The 26,905-nt window shown below is 60.2% G+C and carries 26 protein-coding genes, 1 pseudogene and 1 riboswitch; of the genes and pseudogenes, 6 read left to right on the forward strand and 21 right to left on the reverse strand.

Annotated features, from left to right (window positions below):
• Positions 1-2: 2 nt before the first annotated feature.
• The 4 genes from BM357_RS05280 to BM357_RS05295 form a co-directional block, all read right to left on the reverse strand.
• Entirely contained in the window at positions 3-1,700 is a 1,698-nt protein-coding gene (locus BM357_RS05280; protein WP_074950347.1) for an NADPH-dependent assimilatory sulfite reductase hemoprotein subunit, read from the reverse strand.
• Entirely contained in the window at positions 1,690-2,871 is a 1,182-nt protein-coding gene (gene sat / locus BM357_RS05285) for a sulfate adenylyltransferase (protein ID WP_074950349.1), read from the reverse strand. The genes BM357_RS05280 and sat overlap by 11 nt, the downstream gene beginning before the upstream one ends.
• 63 nt (positions 2,872-2,934) lie before the next feature.
• On the reverse strand, positions 2,935-3,702 hold the full coding sequence (locus BM357_RS05290) for a sulfite exporter TauE/SafE family protein (protein WP_074950351.1): 768 nt from the start codon (positions 3,700-3,702) through the stop codon (positions 2,935-2,937).
• Positions 3,703-3,738: 36 nt separating this feature from the next.
• Complete coding sequence (locus tag BM357_RS05295; protein WP_074950475.1) at positions 3,739-4,428, reverse strand: phosphoadenylyl-sulfate reductase; 690 nt, start codon at positions 4,426-4,428, stop codon at positions 3,739-3,741.
• Between the two features lie 264 nt (positions 4,429-4,692).
• On the opposite strand from BM357_RS05295, the gene BM357_RS05300 reads away from it, so the two are divergent.
• Genes BM357_RS05300 through BM357_RS05310 form a run of 3 tightly spaced genes read left to right on the forward strand, consistent with a single transcriptional unit; the run spans position 4,693 to position 7,030 of the window.
• A complete protein-coding gene (locus tag BM357_RS05300; RefSeq protein WP_074950353.1) occupies positions 4,693-5,337 on the forward strand; it encodes a TetR/AcrR family transcriptional regulator in 645 nt (214 codons plus the stop codon).
• Positions 5,334-6,227 carry an ABC transporter ATP-binding protein gene (locus BM357_RS05305; protein ID WP_074950356.1) on the forward strand — a complete coding sequence of 298 codons (894 nt, stop codon included), beginning with the start codon at positions 5,334-5,336 and terminating at the stop codon, positions 6,225-6,227. The genes BM357_RS05300 and BM357_RS05305 overlap by 4 nt, the downstream gene beginning before the upstream one ends.
• Positions 6,224-7,030 carry an ABC transporter permease gene (locus BM357_RS05310; protein WP_074950358.1) on the forward strand — a complete coding sequence of 269 codons (807 nt, stop codon included), beginning with the start codon at positions 6,224-6,226 and terminating at the stop codon, positions 7,028-7,030. The genes BM357_RS05305 and BM357_RS05310 overlap by 4 nt, the downstream gene beginning before the upstream one ends.
• A gap of 66 nt (positions 7,031-7,096) precedes the next feature.
• Here the strand turns inward: BM357_RS05310 and BM357_RS05315 are convergent, their stop codons facing one another.
• Positions 7,097-8,536: an HD-GYP domain-containing protein gene (locus BM357_RS05315; RefSeq protein ID WP_074950360.1), complete on the reverse strand. Its 1,440-nt coding sequence runs from the start codon at positions 8,534-8,536 to the stop codon at positions 7,097-7,099.
• Positions 8,537-8,699: 163 nt separating this feature from the next.
• Positions 8,700-9,125 (reverse strand): ClpX C4-type zinc finger protein, encoded by a 426-nt coding sequence (locus BM357_RS05320; RefSeq protein ID WP_074950362.1) that lies wholly within the window; start codon positions 9,123-9,125, stop codon positions 8,700-8,702.
• Between the two features lie 208 nt (positions 9,126-9,333).
• Here BM357_RS05320 and BM357_RS05325 point away from each other — a divergent pair, with 208 nt between their 5' ends.
• Positions 9,334-9,759: a VOC family protein gene (locus BM357_RS05325; protein ID WP_074950364.1), complete on the forward strand. Its 426-nt coding sequence runs from the start codon at positions 9,334-9,336 to the stop codon at positions 9,757-9,759.
• A gap of 80 nt (positions 9,760-9,839) precedes the next feature.
• On the opposite strand, the gene BM357_RS05330 is transcribed toward BM357_RS05325, so the two are convergent.
• From BM357_RS05330 to BM357_RS05400, 15 genes and pseudogenes are all read right to left on the reverse strand, one after another.
• Complete coding sequence (locus BM357_RS05330) at positions 9,840-10,877, reverse strand: glycoside hydrolase family 113 protein (RefSeq protein WP_217647669.1); 1,038 nt, start codon at positions 10,875-10,877, stop codon at positions 9,840-9,842.
• 50 nt (positions 10,878-10,927) lie between these two features.
• Positions 10,928-11,764 (reverse strand): bifunctional helix-turn-helix transcriptional regulator/GNAT family N-acetyltransferase, encoded by an 837-nt coding sequence (locus tag BM357_RS05335; RefSeq protein WP_245783850.1) that lies wholly within the window; start codon positions 11,762-11,764, stop codon positions 10,928-10,930.
• Positions 11,765-11,964: 200 nt separating this feature from the next.
• On the reverse strand, positions 11,965-13,647 hold the full coding sequence (locus BM357_RS05340) for a hypothetical protein (protein ID WP_074950368.1): 1,683 nt from the start codon (positions 13,645-13,647) through the stop codon (positions 11,965-11,967).
• Complete coding sequence (locus tag BM357_RS05345) at positions 13,644-14,378, reverse strand: ABC transporter ATP-binding protein (RefSeq protein ID WP_074950370.1); 735 nt, start codon at positions 14,376-14,378, stop codon at positions 13,644-13,646. Before BM357_RS05345 ends, BM357_RS05340 begins: the two co-directional genes overlap by 4 nt.
• Positions 14,375-14,776 carry a GntR family transcriptional regulator gene (locus tag BM357_RS05350; RefSeq protein ID WP_074950372.1) on the reverse strand — a complete coding sequence of 134 codons (402 nt, stop codon included), beginning with the start codon at positions 14,774-14,776 and terminating at the stop codon, positions 14,375-14,377. The genes BM357_RS05345 and BM357_RS05350 overlap by 4 nt, the downstream gene beginning before the upstream one ends.
• 705 nt (positions 14,777-15,481) lie before the next feature.
• Complete coding sequence (locus tag BM357_RS05360) at positions 15,482-15,943, reverse strand: response regulator (protein ID WP_074950377.1); 462 nt, start codon at positions 15,941-15,943, stop codon at positions 15,482-15,484.
• Positions 15,906-17,633 carry a FapA family protein gene (locus BM357_RS05365; RefSeq protein WP_175511448.1) on the reverse strand — a complete coding sequence of 576 codons (1,728 nt, stop codon included), beginning with the start codon at positions 17,631-17,633 and terminating at the stop codon, positions 15,906-15,908. Before BM357_RS05365 ends, BM357_RS05360 begins: the two co-directional genes overlap by 38 nt.
• 181 nt (positions 17,634-17,814) lie before the next feature.
• Positions 17,815-18,792 carry an EAL domain-containing protein gene (locus BM357_RS05370; protein WP_074950479.1) on the reverse strand — a complete coding sequence of 326 codons (978 nt, stop codon included), beginning with the start codon at positions 18,790-18,792 and terminating at the stop codon, positions 17,815-17,817.
• Positions 18,793-18,859: 67 nt separating this feature from the next.
• A riboswitch (cyclic di-GMP riboswitch) is annotated at positions 18,860-18,946 on the reverse strand.
• Positions 18,947-19,049: 103 nt separating this feature from the next.
• Positions 19,050-19,238, reverse strand: a complete 189-nt coding sequence (locus tag BM357_RS18920) for a hypothetical protein (RefSeq protein ID WP_083430211.1) — start codon at positions 19,236-19,238, stop codon at positions 19,050-19,052.
• A 172-nt stretch (positions 19,239-19,410) separates the two neighbouring features.
• Positions 19,411-20,289, reverse strand: coding sequence for a cation:proton antiporter domain-containing protein (locus BM357_RS05375; protein ID WP_139234574.1), 879 nt, complete (start codon positions 20,287-20,289; stop codon positions 19,411-19,413).
• 193 nt (positions 20,290-20,482) lie between these two features.
• Positions 20,483-21,403, reverse strand: a complete 921-nt coding sequence (locus BM357_RS05380) for a hypothetical protein (RefSeq protein WP_074950381.1) — start codon at positions 21,401-21,403, stop codon at positions 20,483-20,485.
• Positions 21,393-22,199, reverse strand: coding sequence for a sigma-70 family RNA polymerase sigma factor (locus BM357_RS05385; RefSeq protein ID WP_083430213.1), 807 nt, complete (start codon positions 22,197-22,199; stop codon positions 21,393-21,395). The genes BM357_RS05380 and BM357_RS05385 overlap by 11 nt, the downstream gene beginning before the upstream one ends.
• Positions 22,177-23,354: pseudogene (locus BM357_RS05390) on the reverse strand (MFS transporter). The gene BM357_RS05385 and the pseudogene BM357_RS05390 overlap by 23 nt, the downstream one beginning before the upstream one ends.
• A 638-nt stretch (positions 23,355-23,992) precedes the next feature.
• Complete coding sequence (locus BM357_RS05395; RefSeq protein ID WP_074950383.1) at positions 23,993-24,433, reverse strand: NUDIX domain-containing protein; 441 nt, start codon at positions 24,431-24,433, stop codon at positions 23,993-23,995.
• Between the two features lie 364 nt (positions 24,434-24,797).
• Positions 24,798-25,421, reverse strand: coding sequence for a nitroreductase family protein (locus BM357_RS05400; protein WP_074950385.1), 624 nt, complete (start codon positions 25,419-25,421; stop codon positions 24,798-24,800).
• Positions 25,422-26,131: 710 nt separating this feature from the next.
• Between BM357_RS05400 and BM357_RS20570 the strand changes: the two genes are divergently transcribed.
• The gene (locus BM357_RS20570; protein ID WP_425426515.1) at positions 26,132-26,425 is read left to right on the forward strand and encodes an ArsR/SmtB family transcription factor; all 294 of its coding nucleotides are present in this window, start codon (positions 26,132-26,134) and stop codon (positions 26,423-26,425) included.
• Positions 26,413-26,883, forward strand: coding sequence for an ArsI/CadI family heavy metal resistance metalloenzyme (locus BM357_RS05410; RefSeq protein WP_074950389.1), 471 nt, complete (start codon positions 26,413-26,415; stop codon positions 26,881-26,883). Before BM357_RS20570 ends, BM357_RS05410 begins: the two co-directional genes overlap by 13 nt.
• Positions 26,884-26,905 lie beyond the last annotated feature (22 nt).

The following is a 26,905-nucleotide window of genomic DNA, read 5'->3' on the forward strand; positions in this document are numbered from 1 at the left end:
CATCACAACGCCTCCTGCACCGCGCTGCGGAAGCGATGGAGGCCGACGCGCCGGCAGAAATCGCCAAACGGCTCGCCCGGTTCGCGCTCTTTCGCGTACGCCTCGAGCACGGGCCGCACTGCGTCCACCAGGTTGTCCAGAGGGACCACTTCCTGGAACCTCTCGTTCAGCGCCGTCCCCACATCGCTGCCGCCGAGAAAGACGTCGTATTTGCCCAGCGTCCGCCCGACGAACGCGATGTTCGCGTTGTACGGACGCGCGCACCCATTCGGGCACCCGGTCATGCGCAGGGTAATGCCCGCATCCTCAATCCCGAGTTCCTCGAACAGCCGCTCGAATTGCGCCACGACCTCCGGCAGCACCCGCTCGGATTCCGCCACCGCCAACCCGCACGTCGGCAGCGCCACGCACGCCATCGCGCGTTTGCGCGCCAGGGACCACGCGCCCGGTAGCGGTATCCCCGCTTCGCGCAGGCACTGCTCCACCGCCGCCTTCTGGTCGTCCGGGATGCCGCTGAGGATCACGTTCTGCTGGGGCGTCAGCCGGACCGTCGGCCGAAACCGCTCCACCACCTGCCGCAGGCCGGACTTCAACGGCAGGGTCTCCGTATCCGTGACGCGGCCCTGCGGGATGAACAAGCCCAGATAGCTCACGCCGTCGCCTTCGCGGTGCCAGCCGAAGTGATCATCCCCGCTGTCCCAGGCCAGCGTCCGCGGCGGTGCCAGGGTGCGGCCGAGGCGCTGCTCCACCTCGCCGCGAAACCAGTCGAATCCGCCCCGGTCGATGGTGTACTTCAACCGGGCAAACCGGCGATTCGACCGATCCCCGAAGTCGCGCTGGACGGTCACGATGGCGGTCACGACGTCCACGACCTCCTCGCGGGGCACATAGGCCATCGGAGTCGCGAGCCGCGGATATGTGTTCGGATCCGAGGCCGTCCGGCCCATGCCGCCGCCGACCAGCACCGTGTATCCCGCCACGTGCCCGTCCTCCACATGGGCGACGAGGCCGACGTCGTTGTCGTACACGTCGATGCAGTTGTCCCCCTCCGGTGCGAGAGCAATCTTGAACTTGCGGGGCAGGTACACGTCGCCGTAGATGGGCTCTTCCGTCTCGCCCGGCCCCACCTCCACCGGCTCGCCGTCCAGCCAGATCTCGTGGTACGCGTGGGTCTTGGCCCCCAGCCGATCCACCAGGGCCAGCACATCCTCGCGCATCTGCGCACGGAACGGTTCGTCGCCCGGTGCCGGGCAGCAGGTGATGTTGCGCACCTGGTCGCCGCACCCGCCGAGCGTCGTGATCAACACCTCGTTGATCTCGCGGATGGTCTCTTTCAACCGGTCCTTGACGACGCCGTGGAGCTGGATGGTCTGCCGGGTGGTGATTCGGATGGATCCGTACTCGGTCAAGGTGCTCGCGATCCGGTCGAACGCCAGGTACTGGTCCGCCGTCAACACCCCGCCCGGAATCCGGGCTCGCACCATCATGATCCAATGGCGGTCCTTGCCTTCTTTTTTGAGCTGCGCACGCAGATCGCGATCATCCTGCTGATACACACCGTGGAACTTGAGGACCTGCACATTCTCCTCGGAGAACTTGGCCTCGCCGTCCACCAGCGCCTCTTTCAAGGTCCCGCGCAGATACCGACTCTCCCGCTTGATGACCTCGACCTTCGACTCGTTTTGCCGTTCAGTCGCCACGCACACCCACCTCCTCCGTCAAACCTGCAATCAGCACATCGGCCACCTCGGGCCGCGTGAACTTCGGCGAAGGCCGCTCGCCGCGCCGCAGGATCTCGCGCACCTTCGTGCCCGACAGAATGTACCGGTACGCCTCTTCGTGCGGACAGGTCTTCTCCGACGCCATGCCGTCGCACTTCTCGCAGTAGAAGCTGTTTTCGAAGAACAGCGGCGTGATGCCGATCTCCTCCGGCCGGAAGTGCGAGAAGATCTTCTGCGCGTCGTAGGTGCCGTAATAATGTCCGACGCCGGCGTGATCGCGCCCCACGATGAAGTGCGTGCACCCGTAGTTCTTGCGCACCAGGGCGTGCATGACGGCCTCCCGCGGCCCGGCGTACCGCATGGCGGCCGGGTAGACCGCCAACAGGACACGGTCCTTCGGATAATACGCGTCCAACAGGACCTGATAGCTTCGCATCCGCACCCCGGCCGGGATGTCATCCGCTTTCGTCTCCCCGACCAGCGGGTGAAGAAGCAAGCCGTCGACCACCTCGAGGGCGCACTTCTGGATGTACTCATGGGCGCGATGCACCGGATTTCGCGTCTGGAAGCCGACGACGGTGCGCCAACAGCGCTGTTGGAATGCCAGCCTTGTCTCCGCCGGATCGAGCGAGAACGCAGAAAACTGCGCCGGCTTCCGGCGGTTCAGCACCCACACCGGGCCGGCCACGTACGTCTCCGGCCGCTGGTACAGCTTGCGCACCCCCGGGTGCGCTTCGTCGGTGGTGCGGTACACGAACTCCGCCTCCCGGCGCTTCTCGTACGGGTACACCTGGGTGACCTCGAGGATGCCGTAGACGACGTCATCCGCCTGACCGACCAGGGCCACCCGCTGACCGGGGCGCAGCCGCCGGGCCAAGGTCGGTTCGACCGGCAGCGTGATGGGAATCGGCCACACCAGGCCGTTCGACAGGTGCATGGATTCGAGCACAGCGTCGTAGTCCTCGCGGGTCATGAAGCCCCTCAAGGGCGAGAACGCCCCGATGCCAATCAGTTCGAGGTCGGAGAGAGACCAGTCCGTCAGCGGAATGCGTGGCAACTCCCGGCTCTGCGCCAGCGCTTCCCGGCGCGCCTCGCCGGTCAGCAGGCGATTCACCAGGACGCCGCCGTGGGCGGGGATGGTGTCCGTCATCGTCAGCGCCTCCTTGTGTCATGTCACGGTTCCGTCCGCTCGGTCCCTGCGGACGGAGACGCGTCACTTGAGCAGGTTGAAGCTCGACCAGGACAGCAGGGTCATCAAACCGACGCGCACCACCGGTTCCGGCACACGGACGATGAGCCGGCTGCCCATGAGGATGCCGGGCACGGAGCCTGCGAGCAGGCTGACGACCATCCGCAGATCCACGTTGCCGAAAGCCAGGTGGGCGAGCCCCGCCACACCGGTCACAAGGACACCGGCGGCGATGTCGGTGCCCACCAGGCGGGCGGCCGGCAGGGAGGAGATCATCGCCAGGACCGAGACGAACAGCGCGCCCGATCCCACCGAGGTCAGACCCACCAAAAACCCGGCGACGAGGCCGAGGACAGAGAGCGCCACGCGCGGCAACCGCCCGGCGCCGCTGGACACAGGGCTGTGCCGCGATTGCCACCAACGCCACGCCATCGCCAGCACGATGAGGATGTACATCCCGCCGAGCATCTGCCCAATCACGCGGTCCGCGGTGTCCATCGCCACCTCATGCTCCAGGTATCCAACCACGAGCGATCCCATCAGCGCCCCGGGAACGGACCCGAGGGACACCCAGCCGAGGATCCTGAAATCCACCGTCCGCTGCCGGATGTGTTGGAGGGTACCGGCGACCTTCGTGATGGACGAGTACACCAGGTCGGTCCCCACCGCCAATGCGGGGTGCATGTGAAAGATGAAAATCATCATCGGCGTCATGACCGAGCCGCCGCCCATGCCGGTCAACCCGATCAACAGACCGACGACCCATCCGCCCAGGGCCACCTTCCAATCCATCGGCCGGATCCCCCGCTCCTTTGCTCTGCTGTCCGCTCACCGGTGCAGGCCGCACTCGGTCTTCTCGAACCCGGCCCAGCGTCCCGCGCGCAGATCCTCGCCGGGGCGCACGGGGCGCGTGCAGTGGACGCAGCCAATGCTCGGATATCCCTCGTCTTGCAGGGCGTTGTACGGCACCTCGTGTTCGCGGATGTACGCCCAAACCTGGTCCCATGTCCAAAACGCCAGTGGATTGACCTTGACGAGCCCGAACTTCTGATCTACCTCAAACACCTGGGTGTTGGCGCGCGTCGGCGCCTGGTCCCGCCGAATTCCCGTGATCCACCCGTCCAAGCCCGCCAACACCGTGGTCAGCGACTGCACCTTGCGCAAGTTGCAGCACAGATTCGGATCGCGCTCCCACAGCGCGTCGCCGTACTGTTCCGCCTGCTCGGCCACCGTCAACGAAGGGCGAATCTGGCGGAGATTCGGAATCCCGTAGCGAGCCTTGGCCTGTTCTATGAGCGCGTAGGTCTCCGGAAACAACAGGTCGGTGTCCAAATAGAACACCTCGGTTTCCGGATTCAACTTCATCAGCATGTCGAGCAGCACCATGTCCTCCGCGCCGAAGCTGCACGCGAGTGCGATGCTAGGGACCCGTTCCAGCGCGATGCGCAGGATGTCCTCCGGGCGCCCATGCTGCCACTCGGCGGCCAATCCCTCAATTTCCGTCGACTGCAAGGCCAAGTTCGCCACGCTCACACCCCATTATTCCAACCAAAGTGATATGTTATATATTATTGGTTTCAATTGTACTGTCCACGTCCACCGTCGTCAACGTAAAAATTGTTGCCGCCGGTGAGCCTGCCGAGGTGAAGCGCACTTCCTTCGTCCGCGTCTGGCGGTGGCCGCCTGATTTCCCCTCTTGACGCGCGTTTCCCGCCCGCCCTACAATGCGATCGTGACCACATGGTCACAGCCCTGACGACACGTAAGAAAAGGGGTGTCCGCTTGCCCTCCCGGCAATTCTTCAATCTCCCTGCGGAAAAACAAGAAGACATTCTTCGCGCCTGTCTGCGTGAGTTCGCTCTGAACGGGTATGACGGGGCGTCTACCAACCGGATCGTCGAGGATTCCGGCATCTCCAAAGGCGTGCTGTTCAAATACTTCGAGGACAAGGAATCTCTCTTTCTGTATGTGGTGGATCGCGCGCTGCACACGTACGCCGACGCCTTCCCCACGCGGGACGTGCTCTCGTACGACAGCCCGTTTGCGTGGATCAAGGACGTCACGCTTCGCAAGCTCCGCTTCAGCAAGGAGCACCCGCTGACCTACCAACTGCTGATGCGGATCGCGAAGGAGCCGGCCCATCCGGTGTACGCCAAGGCGATGGGAAGCGTCGCGCGGGTGTCGGAACAGTACCTTTCCGAGGTCGCGTCCTGGCTGCCCAACGACGGCCTGCGCGACGGAGTGACGTGGCACCATGTGTTCACACTCGTCAAGGGGATCACGCTCGGCATGATGGATCAGTACGTCGCCCGGCTGCCCGAGGTCGTCGACGAGGACTTCGAATCGGCGTTCGAACAGGTGCACGCCGATCTCGATCTCTACTTGGACATCATCCGGCGCGGCGTGTACAAGGAGGAAAGACCATGATTCACCTGCATCAGGTGACCAAGCGCTTCGCCAACGGCCGCGGGATTGCGGACCTCACCCTGGAGGTCCGTCAGGGGGAGACCCTCGGCTACCTGGGCCCCAACGGAGCCGGCAAGTCCACCACTCTGCGCATCCTGATGGGCTTTCTCAAGCCGGATGCCGGCCAGGCCACCATCGCCGGTCTGGACTGCTGGAGAGACGCACCGCGCATCCAGGCGCGGACCGGGTACCTCCCGGGCGAAATCAGCTTTCCAGAGGGCCTCAACGGCCTTGAGTTTCTGGACCTGGTGGCCGGCATGCGCCACCTTCGCGGCACAGCGCGCCGGGACGAACTCATCCATCGGTTCGAGTTCAACGCCCGCACCCCCATCCGCAAGATGTCCAAAGGCATGAAGCAAAAGCTCGCCATCGTCGCCGCCTTCATGCACGAGCCCGAGGTGTTAATCCTGGACGAACCGACCTCCGGCCTCGATCCCCTGATGCAACAGCGCTTCCTCGAATTGTTGGAGGAGGAGCGGCAACGCGGGGCCACCATTCTCATGTCGTCCCATCAGTTTCCCGAGGTGGAGCGCGTGTGCGATCGCGTCGGCATCCTCAAGGACGGCCGCCTGATGGCGTTGGAAGACGTCCAGGACCTGCGCTCGGCACAGCGGCGGGTGTTCACCGTGGTGTTCAAGGACCCGCACGATGTGAGCCGTGTGGAACGCGCAGGCTTTCACGTCACGAAGGCCCGCGGGAACGAGGTCGACGTGGAGGTGCGCGGAGACTATAACGCGTTTCTGCGGACGCTCGCCCAGTGCGACGTCGCCAACCTGTCCACCCGGGAACTGGACTTGGAAGAGGTCTTCATGCACTACTACGCGGAAACCCGAACGGAGGTGCGTTCATGAGCGCCGCCTTGTTTCGAACCTCCATCAAAATGCACGCCCAGACCCTGCTCAGTTTCGCCGTGGGGACCGCCGCGTACCTGTGGCTGTTCATCTGGGCGTATCCCTTTCTGGCCAAATCGTCGGCACTGAACAATCTGCTCAAGGACCTGCCGCAGGGGTTCCTCCAGATCATCGGCTACCAGGCGGGCGTGTCGCAGATGAACGAGTACCTCGCCGGCGAGTTTTACGGACTGGTGTACATCGTCATCCTGTCCATCTACGTGATCACCACCTCCACCCGGCTCATGGCGCACCCGATTGACCGCGGTTGGATGTCCTGCCTCCTGTCCACGCCTGTGTCCAGAGTTCAAGTCGCGCTCACCCAGACCGCCGTCCTCATCTTGGGCGTCGTCCTGGTCGTGGCCCTGACGACGGTCGCCGGCATTCTCGGCGTGCATTGGCTCGCGCCCGACGCGCCTTTCGACGTGCGGCGGTTCGTGGAGATGAACGCCGTCGCCGGCCTGATGTTCCTCACGGTGGGAGGGTACGGTTTTGCGCTCTCGTGCGTCTGCCCGGACGAACGCACCGCCGTGGGCATCTCCGCCGCCCTCACCGTGGTCTTTTTCGCGACGAAGACGGTCAGCGCGCTCGATGACCATGTGTCGTGGATGAAGTACCTGTCCCTGTTCACCGCCTTTGATCCGCAGGGCATCACGCACGGCCACGCCCATCTGTCTGTCATCTGCCCGGCCCTCATCGCGGCCGCGGCGCTGTTGTTCGCGTTCGCCGCGCTTGCGTTCAGACGGCGTCAAATGGCTCTGTGAGGCAGCATCGGGGTGGACTGGACGATGGAGCGGGCAGGATGGAGCGAACCCTGCCCGTTCCTGACGTCAATCCCCGTGGGGGCTCATGGCAGCAGCCACTTCCCGGATGTACGCGATGTCTCCCGTACGGCAAAGCTGGAGCCACGCTTCCACGCAAGCGGGATCGAACTGCGAACCCGCCCCTTCGGCAATCACCTGCAGAGCGCGCTCGTGCGGCCACGGTGCGCGGTAGGCGCGCGTCGACGTCAACGCGTCGTATACGTCGGCCACGGCCAAAATCCGGGCCAACAGGGGGATGTCCGTCCCACTCAGGCCATCGGGGTACCCGGTCCCGTCCCATCGTTCGTGGTGATGGCGGATGACGGCCAGTTCCTCCGTCATGAAGCCGATGTACCGGCACATGTCGTAGCCGGTGACGGGATGCTGCTCAATGATGGCGCGTTCCTCCGGAGTCAACGGGCCAGGCTTGTTCAGGATGGCGTCGGGTACCTCGAGCTTGCCGACGTCGTGCACCACGCCCCCGCGCAAGAGCGCCCGCATCCCTTCCCTGGAAACCCCCATCATTCGCGCCAATTGCAACGCGAACAACGCGACGCGGACGTTGTGCCCGGCGGTGTACGGGTCTTTGCGCTCGGTCGCCAGGATGAGGTTGTACACGCTTTCGGAAATGCCGACGCGCAAGAGGTGCACCGATTGCGCGTGAAGAATCTCCTGGAAAGTGCCCTTGACCGTGGTGTTCGATTTGTTTTGGACGAGGATCCCGTACAGCAGCGTGACCATCGCCGCAATCAAGACCAGGTGATACAACCACCATGCGAGCGTCCACATCATGGTGGTCACCATGATGAACTCCGTGATCGCCAACAGAGCGTCACCCACGACGACCGCCGCGTGAACCGGGAAACGGGCCATCTTGAACTGGCGGAAATAGCGGGCCATGGCCCACACGTAAAGTCCGATGGTGACCACCGCGACGACACCTTGCGCAAGCACGCTGTTCAATGGGACGAATTCGGCGAGCGTCGGATCGACGAGCAGCGCCACATGCACTGCCGCAATGACCCCGAGCGCAATGGCGACAAACACCCGCCGGCGCCGGGTGAGGCGCCGGATCAACGGGTGATCCGAAGGAAGACTCGACAGATACATCCACACGGCGCACACCGTCAGTCCCAACTGGGATGCCACCACGGGAACCTGATTCGCTCTGGAGATGATAAACCCCGGTGTGGACAGACCGTGGACCAGAAAGGACCCGGCCAAGGACTGAAGGGCCACGAACACCATCATCACGTTCACATCGCGTGCGCGAATGCCTGACCACCCGAGGATAGACGATGCCACCACCGCCGCGATGAAGGCCGCGGATACGACATAAAAATGGAACCCTGGTGCCGGCTGCATCCAGGTCCGGATCGGTGACGCCTGGAGGATGCCGTACAGCACCAGGGGAAGGGTGACTGACACCAGGAGGAACTTGAGCAGCGACGAAGGGGTTCGGGGCATGGGCAGGGCAGACCTCCACACAACGCGTACGAAACGACAGGTTTCGCCATTACCCACATTTCGATGGGCGTGGAGGAAATTCCTTCAGTCGCTGCCGCTGCCGTGCCGCCCACAGCGGTGGCGGACCGTCATCCGAGCCTCATCGAAGAGGCAACCCATCGCCCTAGACCCGCGCATCGTTCCCGTGCGCAATGACCTCCTTCGCGAACTCCGCGCACGGGCCGCAGATGGCCACACCCGGGCCCGGCGCCAACGGGCCCACCTCGTCCATTCCGCGTCCGCAGAAGGAACACACGCGCCCTCCTGCCGGCGTGCGTTGCGCCTGTTCCGCGGAAGCTCGTAGCGCCTCCGCCCGCTGCATGCCGGTGTACAGGTGGTTCACCACCTCTTCCTCCACATACTCGAATCTGCCCTTCAGTTTCTGCGACACCAGATAGTAGGCGACGGACATCCCCTCATAGAATCGCCGTTTCAACGGATCGTCCGCTTGAATGGCGGTGCGTTCGCAGCTTTGGGACAGGTCATCCAAATCGTGAATCAGGTCTTCGACCTTCGCGCCCCGGAACAACTTTTTCCGAAATTCGGTCACCGGGCATTCCCCCTTCGACAGATTCTGCCTGCATCATACCGCAGAGGGCGGTCTTTGTAAACATGTGTTTACACAGCACCCCCCCACTTCAATGACCACGAATCAGTCCATACCTTTGCGCGCGTACGCTCGTTCGTGTAGAATGCAGGCGACAGGCTGTGCCATGCGGAACAAAAACCTTGAAAAAAATCGAAGGAGTCGGTGCACGTTGGCAGTCACGTTGACCCCCTATTTGATCATGAACGGAAACGCCGGTGAAGCCATTGCCTTTTACGAACAGGCGCTGGACGCCAAAATCATCTTCAAGCAAACGTTCGGCGAAATGCCGGAACACCCGGAATTCCCACTGCCCGCGGAGGCAAGGGACCGCATTTCGCATGCGACCCTGCAAATCGGCGAGGGCGCACTCATGCTGTCCGACACGTTTCCCGGTCAGCCTTTTCAGTCCGGGAATCAAGTCACCATCTGTATTTCGACCAACGACAAAGAGCAGTCGCGACGCTTCTTTGAAGCCCTGCAGCAGGGGGGCTCGGTGAGCATGCCCCTTCAAGAGACGTTTTTCAGTCCCGCCTACGCCGTAGTGACCGACAAGTTCGGAGTCACATGGCAGATCCACACCGAGGGCCAGCACTGACCAAGAAAATGGCCCGAGGAGACAGGCATCCGGCGTGACCCGCACGCGAAGCCTTCTCCCTCGGGCCTTTTCACCCCTGCTCATTCTGCGGCGTATTGACCGAATCGATCCGCGACCGCGTGAAATGCTTCCTTGCGTTCCCACGACGAATGCCGAGAAGCCGAATCGTTGCCGGCGGGCCAGGTGCGTACCAGGCTGTAGCTGGCGGTGTCCAAGTCGTATATCGGGTCGTCACTGGAAGGATAGCTGGGGCTGACAAAGGTGTAGATGAAGGCACCGTCGACGCCTTCACCCTCGAACAGATCCAGCATCTCGGTCAGGTATCGTGCCTGCACGCTCTCATCACGCACGAGCGGTTTGCTCAGCCGCCAAGGTGTGGCAGCGCGATCGACCACCATCCACCCCATCCCCCCGAGGTTTTCTGCGCCGACATACGTGCAGCAGCCAAATTCGGTCACGATGACCGGCTTGCCGAACCTCCGGTAGTTGCGGATGATGTCGCGGAAACGGTCCGCATTGCTCCCATCGCGGTACGCGTCGATGCCGACGAAGTCGAAGGGGTCCCAGTCGACGTCTTCCCAGAGCCCCGACGCGTAGGTCACTGGCCCGCCGAAGTGGCGACGCGCTTCCTTCGCGGTACGGGCCAAGAACGCATTCAAGCGTTCCTCCGGCGATCCGTTTGCGAACAAGTCAGCGGTCCAACGCGACGGATCGAACAACACCCCCAAACGGTCCAGCATGCTGTCTCCCGGGATCACACCGGACATGAAGACGCTGAGTTCGCATCCGACGACCAGCACCACCTGGTTGCCCGACTTGCGCAGTTCCTCACAGACGGAGGCAGCTTCCGTCGTGTGACGGAATGTCTCTTGCTCATCCGCATTGTGAAGCACCGGTGAGAGCCAAACGGCCAATCCCTGTCGGGACGCCGCGTCGGCTGCCAACTTCAGCCGCCCGATGTCCTGACCGGTGATTCGAACGGCATTGCAGTGCAATTCCTCGGCAATCACCCGCATCTCCCGTTCCACCACATCGAGCGGCAGATTCTCGCGGGTCAGCCCGCCGTTGATGACGGGTGTTCCAACGTCGTAGGTCACACCTCGGATACGCATGTTCATCTGCTCACGTCCTTTCTGCATTCTGGACCTTGCTGTTCCGGAACACCCGTTCACAGGGACAGTTCCCAGATTTCCCCAATCAGATCATGACCAAAACTATGGTGCGGCTCCTCCTTGACGAGTTGAAATCCAGCCTGCCGATAGATGTGCCTCGCTGCCGCGAGCACGCTGTTGGTCCACAACACCAACTTCTTGTATCCCTTGCATCTCGCAAAGCGAATGCATTCGTCGACCAAGCGCTTCCCCAATCCCAGTCCGCGAGCCCTCGGGTCCACCAACAAGAGACGAAGTTTGGCGACTTCCTCACTGCCTCGCACGACAAACACGGAACCGACAATCTGTCCATCCATTTCCGCAATCCAGCAACGTTCCCTGTCGGCATTGTAATGCTTGAGGAAGTCGGCACAAATCTGGGCGACCAAGGCCTCAAACTCTTCATTCCAGCCGTACTCCTGTGCATACAGCCGACCGTGCATGTGAATGACCCAGCCCATGTCGCCCGGTTCGTGTTGGCGCAAAACATAAGGTTGCGCGTATTTGAACCCTTCACCCAACAACTGCTCGATGGTATTCATGGCTTGAATGAGGCGGACCTGATCGGGCTCCGAGAGGTGGTTCAACATCTCCGAAATCTCTTCTCGTGATCTGGTGTCCAACAGGGAGAACACGTCTTCTCCCGCCGCCGTCAGACGAAGCAGGCGCTGCCGTCCATCCGATGTGGAAGGGAGCCGTTGAATCAATCCCTGTTGTTCCAGACGGTCCAACACGCGGCTGAGATACCCGGGATCCAGTCCCAATTCCCTGGACAAGTCCGCGGCAATCACGTTGTCCCGATTTGCGATTTCATAGATGATCCTCGACTCGGTCACGGAGTACGGTGTGTGCAACAAACCCTCCCTCAAGACACCGAGCTGCCTCGTGATGAACCGGTTAAAGCGCCGAACTGCGGCAACCCGGTCCTCAAGACTCGTCTCTGACACGCTCAACCCTCCGAACGAATTCGTAATATCTGCTCTTGTCAATAATATATATGACTATGGCAACTTTTCGCAACGATCCAACCCGTCCAGGCGCCCCATTCAAACACCTACATCCGCGGAGCCAATGCGCTGCCTTCCACGATCACGGTGTGCAACCGTTTCGCTCCCGCGCGCACGCTCCAGATGGCCAACGGAATCCCCACCGTCACCACCGCAAGCACAAGCCAACCGTACCCGTGCGGCCATTGTCCCGTGTCCACGTCGGGGAGCACGCCAACTTTGAGCACCCAGGTACTGGCCGGAAACAGGAGCAGGATGCCGCCGTACTCGAACAACATCAGCATGCGCCAAGCCCCCCGCAGGGCAAAGGAAGACCCGAGCGGGACGAGCCAGGTCAGGGGCACCGCCAGAATCACCAGCAGCCCGCTGCGGAGACTCGCCAGCAGCGACCACTGGAACAGCCGTTCCGGTAATGAATGGGTCACGGCGTGTGCAACCAGCCCAACCAACAACCCCATCTCCAGTAACAACCACCACCCCACCATGCGCACCACATCGGCCAACGCGAACATCCACAGGAGGATTTCGCGCCGAACCGGTACGGCAAGCAGCCAGCCTGAACTCTCACGCAGGATTCGGCGCGTGTGGCCGAGAAATCCCCACGTCCACAGGACACTGCCCAGAAGGATCGCTGTGGCGGGGTCCTGCACCACCTGCCGGACCGGAAGAAACCAAACCGCGACGGCCACGACGACCGGCAACACGATGACCGCCACCGACATCCTCCCATGGGCTGTATCGCCAAACCACCTGTCTCGCTGAAAAAACAGCACAGCCAGCGACAGCCAAGCCGGAGCCGGCCGCCCGATGACACGTTCCATCCAGCGAAGCGCCCTCGGCACTTCGCCTCGCGATTGGGGCAGAGTGTTCGTCCGACGGTTTTCCATTCGATTGTTCGCTAAGGCCTTCGCCCGCTGCAGCCCACGCCTGGATGAACCACCGCTCTCCGCGTACCCCCGCCCATGGGCCAGGCCAGGCAGCCGCGCACTCACCACCAGGAGGGATAACAAACCTAAGGCCCAGACGATCCCAGCCGTTATCCACTGGTACAGCCAAGTCCCTGTCGCCCAGCCGCCTGCCCCAAGTTCGCGTCCCTCGAGCATGCCCCATCCCAGCACGCCCCATTGCAGAACCGGTGCCACCCAACGAAACCACCGGCCCCAACCGCCCTCGAACGCCAAGGGGAGCAGCGCAAATGCGGAACCTGCCGGCAAGACCACGAGTGCCAACACGAACCTGTGCAGGAAGATTGCCGTGGCACCCGCCACTCTCGTCTCGAGATCCGGTTGCACGTGCAAGGCCCCGACCCAAACCGCCGCCGCCAGCGCTGTGACGCCCAGCAGCCACGTCAGCCCCGACCACACGATGGCCAACCACTTCGCGAGAACCAATTGCCAGCGCGGGAACGGCAACGCCAGCCAGTGATCCACACTCCTGCGGTGGACAATCCCAGGACCCATGGACACCCCAATCGACATCAGCCCCACGTACCACATGCTCCACGCGCCCGACACCAGCGTCTCGGCGCTCCCCACGGTGTGCGCCAACCCATAGACCGCCAAGAGCAGCACCAACAAGGTGTACACCCATCCCAAGGACCTCTGCCCGTCCTTCTTCGACAGTGGCCGGCGTGCGAACCGGCGACTGAGTTCCAATCCCAGCAGGGCGCCGAATCCTGTTCGCGGCGGCTCCCCTGTTCGCGGATCCGCGGGCTCCACGCACCCGTTCATGCCCCGAACACCTCCCTGTAGCGCTGTTCCACAGAGATACCCCTGGCCCTCAACGCTTCCACCGATTCCTCCGTCATCACCCGCCCCCGGTCCAACAGGACGATGCGGTCAAACAGCTGTTCCAGTTCTCGCACATCATGCGTGGCAATCAGACATGCGCGCTCACCCGAGGCCAGTTCCCGCACCACCGAGGTGGCGATGCGCTCCCGGGATACCAGGTCCACACCCGCAAACGGCTCATCCAACAGCACCACGCGCGCCCTCCGCGCCAGACAGGTCAACATCTGCAGCCGGGCGTCCTGCCCACGTGAAAGGGTGGATATGCGAGATTCCAGCGGCACCTGCAGGTGGTCGACCAGCTCCGCCGCGCGATCCGGATCCCAATCCGGATATATCCGCGCCGCAAACCCAAGCCACTCGCGCACGGTGAGCCACCCCGGCAGCCTTGACCGGTCGGGCAGAAGCGCGGTGTCTGACAGCGTTCCGACGCCAGCCGGACGGCCGAACAATCGCACCCAACCTGCGTCCGGAGGCACAATGCCTGAGAGAATTCGGAACAAAGTCGACTTGCCCGCGCCATTCGGCCCCAACACCCCGGCAATCTCCCCGGGTTGGACGGTCAGGCTGACCCCGCTCAAGATCTCTTTCGTCCCGGCGCGAAACCGGACATCACGGCACACCACTGCCGCTTCGCCTGCCGCTTCAGCATACCGTTCTGCGACCCTCGTCACGCGCTATCGCCTCCTTCGTCCTCCCCTTTGGCGAGCCGGATGAGCGCTTCGACAGACATCCCCATCGACTCGGCAATCCGCTCCACATACGACACCGCCTCCCGCGCGAGCGCACGCCGGCTGGCGGTCACCACACTCGGATCCCGCGAAACGAACGTGCCCTGCCCCCGAAACGTCTGAATCAATCCGTCCCGCTCCAACTCCACGTAGGCGCGCATGACCGTATTCGGGGTGACGCGCAAGTGCACGGCCAACTCCCGCACCGGCGGGAGCCTTGTTCCAGGCGCCAGGCGGCCACACGCCAACTCGGTACGGATCAGGCGGGAAATCTGTTCGTACAGCGGCCGGCTCGGATCAAGCGACCAGGCCGGCGGCTGCCAAGGGGGATCCAACGTCACCTGACTCACCTCTGTTGAAATTGTATTAAGTCATTTGATACAAAGTCAAGCCGCTCCTGTCCTTGTTTCCGTGGCCACATTCGAGCCGACGAGGGCGGTGTGGCGACGCTCTGGTTCAATCCCCTTCCCGCCCCGAAAGACCGCGGTGGCGTTGGATGAGTTTCCTCTGACGAGGACCGACCGCCTGGCGATGATGGGTTCGCAGGATGATGGTATGAATGTGCCCATCTCGCCCCTTGTTGTTGTCCGCAAGTCAAAGGTGCAGAAGAATGCGGTGTGACAATTTGCAGAAATACATCTCCATCCGCGCTCCTGGTGCCGTGCTGGACATCAAGTCACTGCGAATGGATTCTGCGCGTATCAAGACAAAGATCGCCGCTCTCCTTCCGACAAAGGAAGAATGCGGCGTAAGGAGATGATACTTCGACATGACCGAGTACTGGGCTTGGCGTGAGGAACAGGCGAAGAAGGCGAAGGAGAAGGCCAACATCAGGAAAATTGATTGACATAACTCATCCTAAAGGGAGGGACGAATTTACACCACATTATCGACCTGACCCAGTTGCCCGACTCGCGCCTTTCCCTCGCGGCAACTGGCCGCCCCTTATTCGCATGTACGATCGCACGGCCAAGGCGGTCTCGGATCCGCAGACCACGCCTTCTCGCGGTGACGAGACACGGGCGCCCGTCACGCCCCGGACATCATCACCCGTCCCGCTGGTGTAACAAGTCTGCGAGGATCTGCCCAATCCATACCTCATCATGACTCCTATGCGTTTCCGACTCATGGACTCGGTGTCTGAAGTCCGTGTAACGCATCACCAAGTCGTCGATGTCTCGCCGAGTGATGGGTTTGGTCAAGAAATGGTGCGCACCGTTCTGATAGGCCAACGTTTGATAGAGATCCCGGCCTTCCACGGAACACATGGTGATAAACACCTCAGGATAGTACTCGTGCACATGAGCACAAAGTTGAAATCCACTGCCAAAGCGCAACTGGATATCAATCGATACCAGTTCAACAGCCTTCTCTTTCAAAAATCCCACGGCCTCCGACACAGTGTGAACCGCTCCCACCACTTCAAATTGTGGATGTGATGCGTACATCAGAGACAGGGTCTCCAATGTCTCAGGCGAATCGTCCACCAGCAGTGTTCGGATCTTCATTTCGTTCCTCCAGCAACACGGTGTTGTATTCCACTACTAAATTCCGATGTCGGGTGTCACCCACCTGCAACAACGTGTTCGGATGTCGAATTCGAATCCGAATCCTGCCGGACGGATTTTCCACTTTGGCGCTGCTCTCAGTCCCGAATGGCGTACCCAACTCCTGAATGTCGATCAAACGTCTCGCTGTAAGAAATCCCCCTCGCACGCTACCGTGTACGACAATGGCATTCCCAGCCTCCAAAGAACTCGCATAGGAACCAGCCCCCGAAATTACAATGCTCCCGGAAGCCCTCACCGAACTCGATGTAACACTGGATGCTTTCACCATCGCCGATTCAGCCTGCTGCATCGATTCGATATGGGAGACGTAATTCACCAACATTTGGTGCAGGGCCTTCACATTCTGTTCCGTGATGTTCGTCCGGCCAATGCCCAACCACTTTGTGCGTATCTCCGCGACAATCTGCCGATATCGACCATCTGTCTTGAGCAGTCCATCCGGATCATCACAGATCGCTTGCAGAAGACGTTCCAAATCCGGATGACGGGCGGTGAGCAGTGCGTTTGCCAATAGCCTCAGGCGTTTCTGCTGATCGATCCGTTTCTTGGCGTGTTCCAGCAATACTCGGTATTCCGCTTGGAACTTCTCGTACGCTGTCAAACATTGTCTCAGTCTCGAATGAAGCGTTGTGTACACCATGCTCGAGGGGCCCGCCACGACCTGGGCGCCCACGATGGCCTCCCGCACGAACACACCACGTTCGCCCATCACCGTGGAACCCATCACGCCACCGTACACCTGAACTCTTCCGGAAGCCTTGATGTAACTTCCATCGAGTACCGACCCAAGCACGACCACGTCCCCGTCGAATTCAACCTTCCCGTCGGTGCTCGACAGGTCATGGGGAATCACCAACTCCGGAATGACGTCGATGTAATTCTTCGTAAAGACCACTCGCCCACTTCGACCTGCCACCAGCCGATCATTGAGTTCAATCACACCGTCGCCGAGAGCCGGCAATGCGCGATGTACCGGACATGGAATTTCCCGGCCGAACACATCCCGCCCGGGCGTACCTGGTATTTCCGGTTCCAACACGGCGATTGTGGTACCAATGGCAACCGTTGCGACGCGCATCCGACGCTGCAGGGGATCGTATACCTTCGGAAGTTCAACCTGCCTGTAATGAGCCGCCCGGCCTGGAACGGGGGGCGTTCCCCGCAACACGATACACTCCACCGTCTCCTTTGCCTGAGCAATGGTTTCGATGGCTTTCTTGTCCAGTACGCCCACATATCCCGCCGACTCCAACTGCGCGATGATCTCTCCAACGTTCAACGGATTGGGAAGCACTTTTCTCGTTTCGATTTCAAGTACCGCGCGATGAACCCGCTCCAGATCACGGAGACGATGCTCTTCACCAGGGGTTACATCCGTCCTCCCGATGACTGCCATGTTGTCTTTGAGCACTCTCGTCGAAAACCGGACGGCCGGTGGAGATTTGGCCAGCGATACTTCGATGTGTTGATTGGCATGAACGACAACTTCCCCGACGCATTTCTCTCCGTCAATCACAACGTTCAGCCGCGGGTCGTCGGGGATGACGACAGTCGCAAATGAACCTTCCTCGTCAGGGTCGGTGACGAGAAGTCGATTATTCACCACAGTGACCGTCCCATGCTGCACGCTTCGTATCTCTTCATCGACGTGCAAGGAGTCGACGGGATGTATCTCCAGTTCCGAAGAACTTGACATGCCAGGTTTGAAAAGCCAATGTTTTACCTTCTCCAGGAAGGAGCACATTCTCTCGCCCCCCATGACCATGAAGTGCCGCTCCGCCGACACAACGCGACTTTGGTGAAGTCTGTCATTTCCTTCTCAGAAGTCGGTGGTACAGGTTTACCAGAACATCGAGTTCTTGACTCTTCTTTAGAAGCGCCTCATCGGTCAATGAGCCATTCCCACGCCGGGCACAATCCACCAACTCGGCCCTCTTTCTCTCAATTTCACCAAGAAGGTCCGACAGATCATTCACCGACAACGGGCGTGACCAATAGTATCCCTGGCTCACGTTGACGCCAGCTTCCCGAATGGCAGCAAGATCTTGGTCGTTGTCAACGCCTTCAGCGATGACTGAATTGCCGGACTCCATAAACCTCACTAGACGGGATAGAAATCGCTGCTTCGCACAAGATGTGGAAATCCCTTGAACCCATGCACGGTCCACTTTGACGTAATCGGGTTCGAAGGCCAGCAGCGCCATCAGACTGGTGTTGCCGGCACCGACGTCGTCCAGGGCAATCCGAACACCGAGCGACGTCAGAGGTTTCATTCTTTTCGACAGCAAACCGGGATCGTATGATATGTACTCGACGATTTCGATGACCAGTTGACGCGGATCAAAAAGTCCCTCCGTAAACAAATACTGGATCCCTTCGACAAAAGACTCCTGAACGAGGCTGCTCGGCATGACATTGACGAAGAGGGGTATGGATCTGATTTCATGAGGTAGCGCTCTGAGGAGACGTACGCTGGTGGTGAGAGCCAACAAATCGGCCTCTGCCGAGCGGTTGCATGCATATGCAGCACGAAACCACGCATCCGGCAGAATGGCTTGTCCGCCGGACCGAGGTCTGCTGAGTGCCTCGTGAGCAAACAGCACGCCCTCGGCATGATTCACGATGGGCTGATACACCACGTCAAGGGTTTCGTGTTGGAGAACCTCATCTACACTCCGCCGGACGTCATTGTCATTATATGGGTTAGTAGGGGATTTATACCCCCCCCCCCCCCCCGGAGGGGTTATTTTACTTTTGTTAAAGATATAACCATTTGCCTTCTCCATGTCGTTCACCCTCACCCGTAATGATGCACAAAGCCCCCTTTACTTGCAGGGCGCCCTATTCCATTCGAGTGGCAATCCGGCGATCATAGGCACCTGTGCCCGTAGACCCGTAATTTTGCGTCCTAGCGTTTCCACTAGTTTGCCTTGGTTAACTCAATATGAATTTGTTTTTTCTAACATAATCCTATATCATTTAACATTCGTCAATCTCCCCATTATAGGGAGTGAAACGAGCTGGGCGCACACCGCCCTTTCCTTCACAAACGCGGTTCAAGCACGCCGAGCCGCCTCGCCACCCAAGGCTTCGTGCTGGCCTGTACCACCAGAGTGGCAAGAATGAGAACGAACACCGCAGCGGACAAGAGACTGCCGTATTCCGGCACGGATCCTTCCACAATGCCGACAAGCGCCGCCGGTACAACCCCGGTTTCCCGAGTCCAGAACAAGAACAGTACCTCGTTACGCTTCTACTTTGCCGGGCGATCGGGCAGGAGCGAAACCAACACGGTCAATGGCCGGGCGACAAACATGAACACGACGGCCACCAACAGGGCTGGTCCCGCGATCCGCGCCAGCGCGGCGACGTCGACCTGGCTGTCCAATATTACAAAGATGGGCCTACATGCGAAACTTTAGACCGACCGCTTCGATGAACTCGTGCGCCGTCCGAGCCTCTTTCTCCAAAATGGTCAACCTGAAGACCTGGGCATTCCCCAAGACGAGACCCGCCGTAAATACGCTCATAAATCCGCTGGCATGAATCCATTCTGCCACCACGTAGCTCGTCAAGACGCAGACCACCGCCACCATGGGCGTGAATTCGCGAAGGAGACCGCGATCGTTCTCAGAAATCAGGAACGCGGCCACCCATCCGCTCACCCCGCCCACAAGGATGCCACCGAAGGCCAATTGAATGAACTGAACGCCGAGCGACAAGGTCCCCACGTGATGTGCAGACCAAAACCCGAGCACCACCGTCGTCAAAATGGCTCCGGTGGCGTCCGTGAAGGCCGACTCCGAAATCACGGTATGGGCCACCTTTGCGCGAACAGGAACCTTTTGAAAGATCGGCACCAAGGCGGCGGGATCCGTCGAAGCGACGATGGCCCCCAGCAACGACCCAATCACCATCGGGATCTGAAAAGCCACCTTTGCCGCCAGACCCACGATCACGCTGATCACCAACACCCCGATGGTGGACAGCAGCACGATGCTCCGCCACACGTTCCTGAGGATCGCGAGTTGAGTCACCAAACCGCCGTGAAACAGGATGAAGGACGCGCCACTGATGAGAATGACCTGATAGACAACCGATCCAGATGGGATGCTTACAAGGCCAAGTACAGGCGGACCGATGAGAATGCCAACCACCACGTACACGACCACATCCGGGATGCCCAACCGCTGAGCAAGTTTTCCACCCAGGGTACCAAACACGAAGATAAGAAGGATGGTCTTCAAAAACGCTTGCGCCAGTACAACTTCCGCCGAATGCATGTCAACCCCCTTTCCCTGCCCAAACAAAGGAGGAGCCCGGGTGACAGGCTCCTCCTCAAATGTGCGTTGTTCAGTTGATAACCATGCATCGGATGACAATAATACCCCGTCGGGGCGACTCCATCAAGGACTAGAACGCTGGCCAGCCTCGAACCTCTCGCTCCTCACAGAAGTTGACACTTCACGACCACCGTCACCCCTCCGCTGTCGCCTGTCCATCCACACGCTGCGCAATCTGCATGAACACATCTTCCGGCACGTCTCCCGTCAGGAGAATCACCCACGGTCCTCGACTCCATGTCAAATACCGCTGTGTCGCGTGCCCATTGGTGAACGTGACGTACGTCGCATCCTGGCCGTTCAGTTTCACCTCGCGCTTCGCGTTTCCAGGCGCCGACGTGTCCCCGTTTATCTGGAACGATCCCGCTTGATTGTGATAGAGCACCATCCGGATGGCGTGGCGCAAGCCGTTGACCGGAATCACGCCTGTGACGTCCAGGTCAAATTGCCCGGCCGTTTTGTCTTTCATGTTGGCCTCCAGCCAGCTCACCTCTGCGCCGTCCATGTCCAATTTCGGGAACCGGTCTGTCCCGAGGAAATCGTTGAGCGCCGCACTGTAGTGATTGTCCGTGAAATGCTTGCCATCCGCGGACACGCCGGGCGTCTGTTTCTGCGCGTGCATGGGCACCGGCCCCGGCCCCCCAGGATGGGTTCCCGTTCCAGGCGTCGGCACCGACGCCGCCGCATCGTCGGTTTGGGGTCGCGATCCGCCACCTCCCACCGGCGGCTGATCGGCCGTCGGAGAGGTCCCTCCCGCCGGGATGAACGTCCAACCCGAGATCATGCCGTCACCGGCGGCGATACGATGGGTCTGCACAATGACATCCAGGAGGCTTCGCCCCGTCGCAGCCCACACCGCGGTATTGGCACCAGTCAGCAGGACGCCGGCCAGCCCGGTGCCGATGACAATCTTGCGCCACCTGCCCTGTGGCTCGTCCCGTTTCGCCAACGCCTCGCCGATCCGCTCCGCCATTCGCCGTTTCGTTGCCCCATCGACCGCGATGCGCATCGCATCCCGTTGGAGCGCCCACCGAACGCCATCCTCAAAATCCATGTTCCTCCACCCCGCCTTCCGATCCTCGGTGTCCGTGTTTCCTGCGCAGGATGCCCAGCGCCAGCCGGAGCCGTGAAGCGACCGTGCCAGGCGGAATCCCCAGCATCTCCGCGATTTCACCGCGTGTGTAATCGTGCAGGTAATGCAGGACGATCACCGTTTTCAATTTGGGCGGCAGGCTGCGGATGGACTGGACCAGCGCTTCACATTCGACAGACCGCGTAACATCCTCCGCGATGTCGGGCTCAAATCCGCCGACCTGCGCACCCGCACGGCGAACCAAAGCATCTTTCAGCTTGCCCAACCGCCACTGTCTTCGCCGATGTGCGCTGACCTGGCGAAGGACAATCCCCGTGAGCCAGGGGCCGAACGGCCGGGCCGGATCGAACTGCGGTAAAGAACGGTACACCGCGACGTAGATGTCCTGGACAACGTCTTCGAGTTCAGACGGATTTTCCAGAAGATAGTGCACCAGCCTGGCGACATCCGTCACGGTTCGTCCATACAGCTCCCAAAACGCCGTGTCGTCCTGTGCCTGCAGCCGCTGAATGAGTTCGGGTTCTACATGAATGGCCGTTGCGCAAACCTCCCTTCCCGCGTTTGCCCCATATTGGTCCGCACGTGGGATTCGGATCACCTGTGATGGCGTCGAAGTCTCACCTACCGGAACTTGACACGGAATCAGAAAAAGGGCCGCCCGGGAACGGGCGGCGCGCTCTTTTTGAACTTCTTGAACTTGGGCGGTGTTCCCGTGGCGCACAGCTTCGCCACAGTCACGACTCCACGCGGGCAACACCCTCCGCGGTCGCGAGGCGTCGTGGTTGGATCGGCTCCACCTTGCCGAGCCAGAACAGGTAAGTCAGCGCGCCCGCCACCGTCATGATCCCGGACACCACGAGGGCTGGGATAAAGGAGTGGGTGCGCGCCACAAGTGCTCCCGTCACAATGGGTCCGAGGATGCCGGCGATGTTGGAAGCGCAGTTCTGGATGCCGCCGACCGTGGAAGTCATATTCCTCGGTGCCACGTCGCCTGGCAACGACCAAATGGCGCAGGCCGCGAACTCCAGCCCGCCGTACGAGACCGCCAGCAGGGCAACGGCCAAAACCGCGGAGTGTACCAAGCCGGCCAGCGCGATCGAAGAGGCGACCACCATGCCCCCGACCAGGTGGGTCTTGCGCACGACGGTCAGGGAAAACCCTCTGGTGAACAGCGCGTCCATGGTCCACCCGGCGATGAGCTCGGCGACGAGTCCCACCAGCGGCGGGATCATCGCGACAAACCCCATGGTCATCATCTTCATGCCGCGTTCATTGACCAAGTAGGCCGGGAACCAGGTGATGAAGAAATAGATGGCGTAGTTCAGTGTGAAGAAGCCCACGCACATCGCCCAGATGTTGCGGTACCGGAATAGCTCGTACCACTTCAGATGAAGGGCACCTGCCAGCCGAATCGGGACATGAGAAACACGATGAGCGGCATGGCGACAGCCGTCCCGACCTTGGACCCGCTGTCGAACAGCCCCGAGACCCGCGCCCGTTCCTTGTCCGGAAACCACTTGGCCGTGACGCCGGCGTTGCTCGGATACGCGCCCGCCTCTCCGAGACCCAACAGCAGGCGGATCCCGATGAGGGATCCGAAACCGCGCGCCGCCGCCGTCAAGGCGGTCATGAGGGACCACCAGGCCACGGAGAAAGCGAGACTGACCCGGTGCCCGACGCGGTCCGCGAACCAACCGGACGGAATTTGGAAGAAAGCGTAGGTCCAGAAAAATGAGGACATGACAATACCCATTTCAACGGTGCTGATGTGCAATTGTTGTTGAATCACAGGTGCCGCGGCCGACAGGTTCGTGCGATCGATATAGTTGATCGCGATGGCCGCCCACATCAGCACCGCGATGACCCAACGCGCGTTTGTCCGCCGTTGCATGGTTGTTCCCGTTGGCTGCATACAGGATCCACTCCTCCCTCAGATGTTGAACTCCAGATGACCGGAGTGTCCACGCCCGCTTGCTGGCGACCTCACCGTTTCATACCCCTGGTCCTGAATGCGCATACATGAATGCCACCCCCGATGCCTGAAATCGCGCAATTCCATAAAGAGGCCCCCTTGTTCTTCCTGTAGCAAAATACGTGCCATCGCGTGTCCCGAAGGGAAGCACATACTTCTCAAGCAGAATCCTTGGGGCGTTCAGCATGTTCCAAAATGAAATCACAACTGTTTCAACAGAAAGTAACATAGATTTACGATTTTAACTTATTGATTGAATTTTCATCATCAAAGTGGGCGCGAAAGATCCCTCCTTCCTTCGGTGGAGGGATGCAGGGCATAAGCCCGAGACGCTTTTGTCCCGAAGGCGATGACAAGCCATTTTGGTCCATTGTCATTCCATACGGAGGAAGGGAACGCGGAAAAGACGGTCCGGGGACCACCGATGGGTCCCCGTGCCGCGGTCTGCGGTGACTTCCGAAAGGAGGTGAGCTGCTGGGCGGATAGCGTATTGGCATGCACCGCAGACTTGTCCCATCCTATTCGTCGCCGTCGTACACGGGAACGGTTGGATGTCCAATAAACAAACGCGGACCTTCTCATCGGATGAATGCCGCTTCTGTCCTCGCAAGGGCATCAGATAACCACGTCGGGTGCATAGGGAGTAAGTCTTTCGGCAAGTGACAGGGGGCAAAAAACTGCACATCAAGCGTTTCTGGTGAGGCGGTGGACAACACGCCTCCTACCGTGCGCATCTCAAAGCAGAGCGTCACAAAATGAACGACTCGCCCATTGGGATACGTGAACACCTGTGACGCTGGATCGGAATACACGCCAATGAACCTCTTGACCGTTGTGTGAAGACCCGTTTCCTCGCGGACCTCCCTGATCGCCGCCTCCATCGCGGTTTCTCCAGGCTCAATGTGACCGGACGGAATTCCCCACAACCCGACATCCGAACGTTTTTGCAACAGCACGTTGCCCTGTTCGTCAAAAATGATCATCGCTACCCCTGGGCGAATTTCGTCGATTCGGTGCAAATTGCATACCTCCCATACGAAAAACAGCCCGAGGAGGAGAACAGCGCACGACAGTGCGCTGAACCTTCCCCCTCGGGCCTTTTGTGCCAATAGGTGCATCCGACCAAAGGCCGGACTGTAGCCCTCGGTCACAGACCTTCGCGCCCACGGCACGAAGCGGAACCCTAGCTACCCAATCCCGGTTCAGGTGCGTGATCAGAAATTATACCTTGCCCCCCCATTCTACACCAGAGTGCGCGAGTGAAAAAAGCGCCTTCCGCGTGGAACGAGTGGCTTGCCGGCCGTTCTGCTCAACGCGTTCTCCATCCGTCCAACGACCATCTCCCTTGGCCACTGCAGGAGCATCCGCCCAGGAGACACGCCGTCATTTCAAGCCGTCAACTGCACCACCAAAGCGGCCTTCGAAAACCATGTTTGCCAGCGGGCGCCTGTCGGTTGGCTTTTCCCGTTCCTGGAACTCTTCCGGCAGGTCGTTTGCGTCACCTCGATAACCGATGGCAATCACAATCTGTGGTTCATACTCGTCGGGAATGCCCAACAACGCGCGGGCCTTCTCTGCGTCAAAGGCGCCCATCGCGCGCGTCGCCAGTCCCAATTCCGTCGCTGCCAGTGCCAGCGATGCCCAAGCGGCTCCAGCGTCAACGGCGTGCTTGCGGTTCGGGAGCCCATCCTTCAAGCGTGTGTGCGATACAAGCAGGGCCAATACCGGTGCCTTTTGACACCAGATGACATTCCGCGGGTGAATGAACTCGCAGAACAATCTCCGGTCTTCCTCCGTGCGCGCAATGATGAAACGCCACGGTTGTTCATTGTAGCTCGACGGAGCCCAGCGCGCCGCCTCGAGAACCTGAAACAGCAACTCGTCGGCCACGGGGCGTTCAGCATACGCGCGTGGTGACCACCGGTTCAGAAAGAGAGGAGGAACTTCATAGGATGGCTTGCGATGTTGAGCAATCTCTTCTGTCAGACCAGCCAATACTTTCTGCATCAGTCATGCCTCCTTGTGAACAAGCATCGCTCGGCTCGGCCGAGCAGTCGACACAACCTCCATCATACACACAATGGACCGTTGCGCTAAAGAGCACGATGAGGAAATTTTCCATGTAACTCTACCACACTCTTATCCTGATTGACCCGCGCAGTTAAAGGCACAGGTCGTGATGTAAATTCGCTACTTGAATGGACGAGAAGGCCACCGAGTGCCAGTCAACGTAAGTGACACAAAATTCTTCGTAGAGGAGGCACTGGTGGCTTCTATGAACACGAGTGCACTTTAAACTGTCTTTCCAAGATCTGCATCAAAGAAGATCAAGCCGATTTCCTACGTGAGGGCCTATGAGGGCCTAAAGGTATTGCACGAGGCCGCAATGGATGTCGAAGCAAGTCATCCCATTGTTCTGTGCAACTGGCTGCGTACGGACCATCCCCATCCTTGCACTTCTAGGAATCCCTTTGATATGTACATCCGACGTCGTGGCACTCATCCATGTGCTGAGAACAGCGCCCTGTATCTGCCCCACCCTGCGTGAGGGCTCATCAACACGAGCGCCCCATATGAAGGTTCATTGACAATGGGGCAAGTCGGCGTTATCATATCCACAAACATCGATATCGATGGTGATGAATATGGATGTGAATACGGTACTCGCTCGGCTCAGCGCGCTGGCCGACAAAAGTCGCTTTACCATTCTGCAAATCATGGCGAAGGGGGCGATTGGAACCTGTTGCGACCGGATCGAAGCGTATGAGAACGGCTGTTGTGTCGCGGACGTTGTTGCGGTGACCGGCCTCTCCCAACCGACCGTTTCACATCATCTCAAGGTTTTGGAGAAAGCGGGATGGGTCCGGAAGGAGATACGAGGTCCTTGGACCTGTTACTTTCCGAACCCCGAGGCCCTGGACGAACTCGTCGATGCATTGAGAACCGAACTGTATCCATCGGCAGACAATGATTCCGGTGTCCAAGGAGGATGTTGCCCATGCCAGCCTTGAAGCCGCATGTCGCCATCAACGTGCGCAACCTCGACCGGTCACTTCTGTTCTACCGCAACCTGTTCGGTGTCGATCCTGTTCGAGTGCGCCCCGGCTACGCAAAGTTCGACGTGGACCAGCCGCCGCTGAATTTCACCATCAACGAGTACCCGTACGAAGACGCGGGTGCGCTGAACCACCTCGGCCTTCAGGTCAGTTCGACCGAAGATGTCCTTGCCGCCAAACAGCGGCTTGAAACCGCTGGGCTTGCCACTTTCGATGAGATGAACACCACATGCTGCTATGCGCTGCAGGACAAGGTCTGGGTCACCGATCCGGACGGCAACCGCTGGGAGGTATTTGTCGTCCTGGACCAGGAAGATGACCGGAAGGGATACGACTCGAACCGGGTGCAACCTCCCGTAAAGTCAACATGCTGCACACCAGCCGGAAGTTCTTCTTCCTGTTGCGCAAGCTGATCCCAGATGCCGCGGGCGCCGT

The organism is Paenalicyclobacillus macrosporangiidus (assembly GCF_900116805.1).
GTDB classification, from domain to species: Bacteria; Bacillota; Bacilli; order Alicyclobacillales; family Alicyclobacillaceae; genus Alicyclobacillus_H; species Alicyclobacillus_H macrosporangiidus.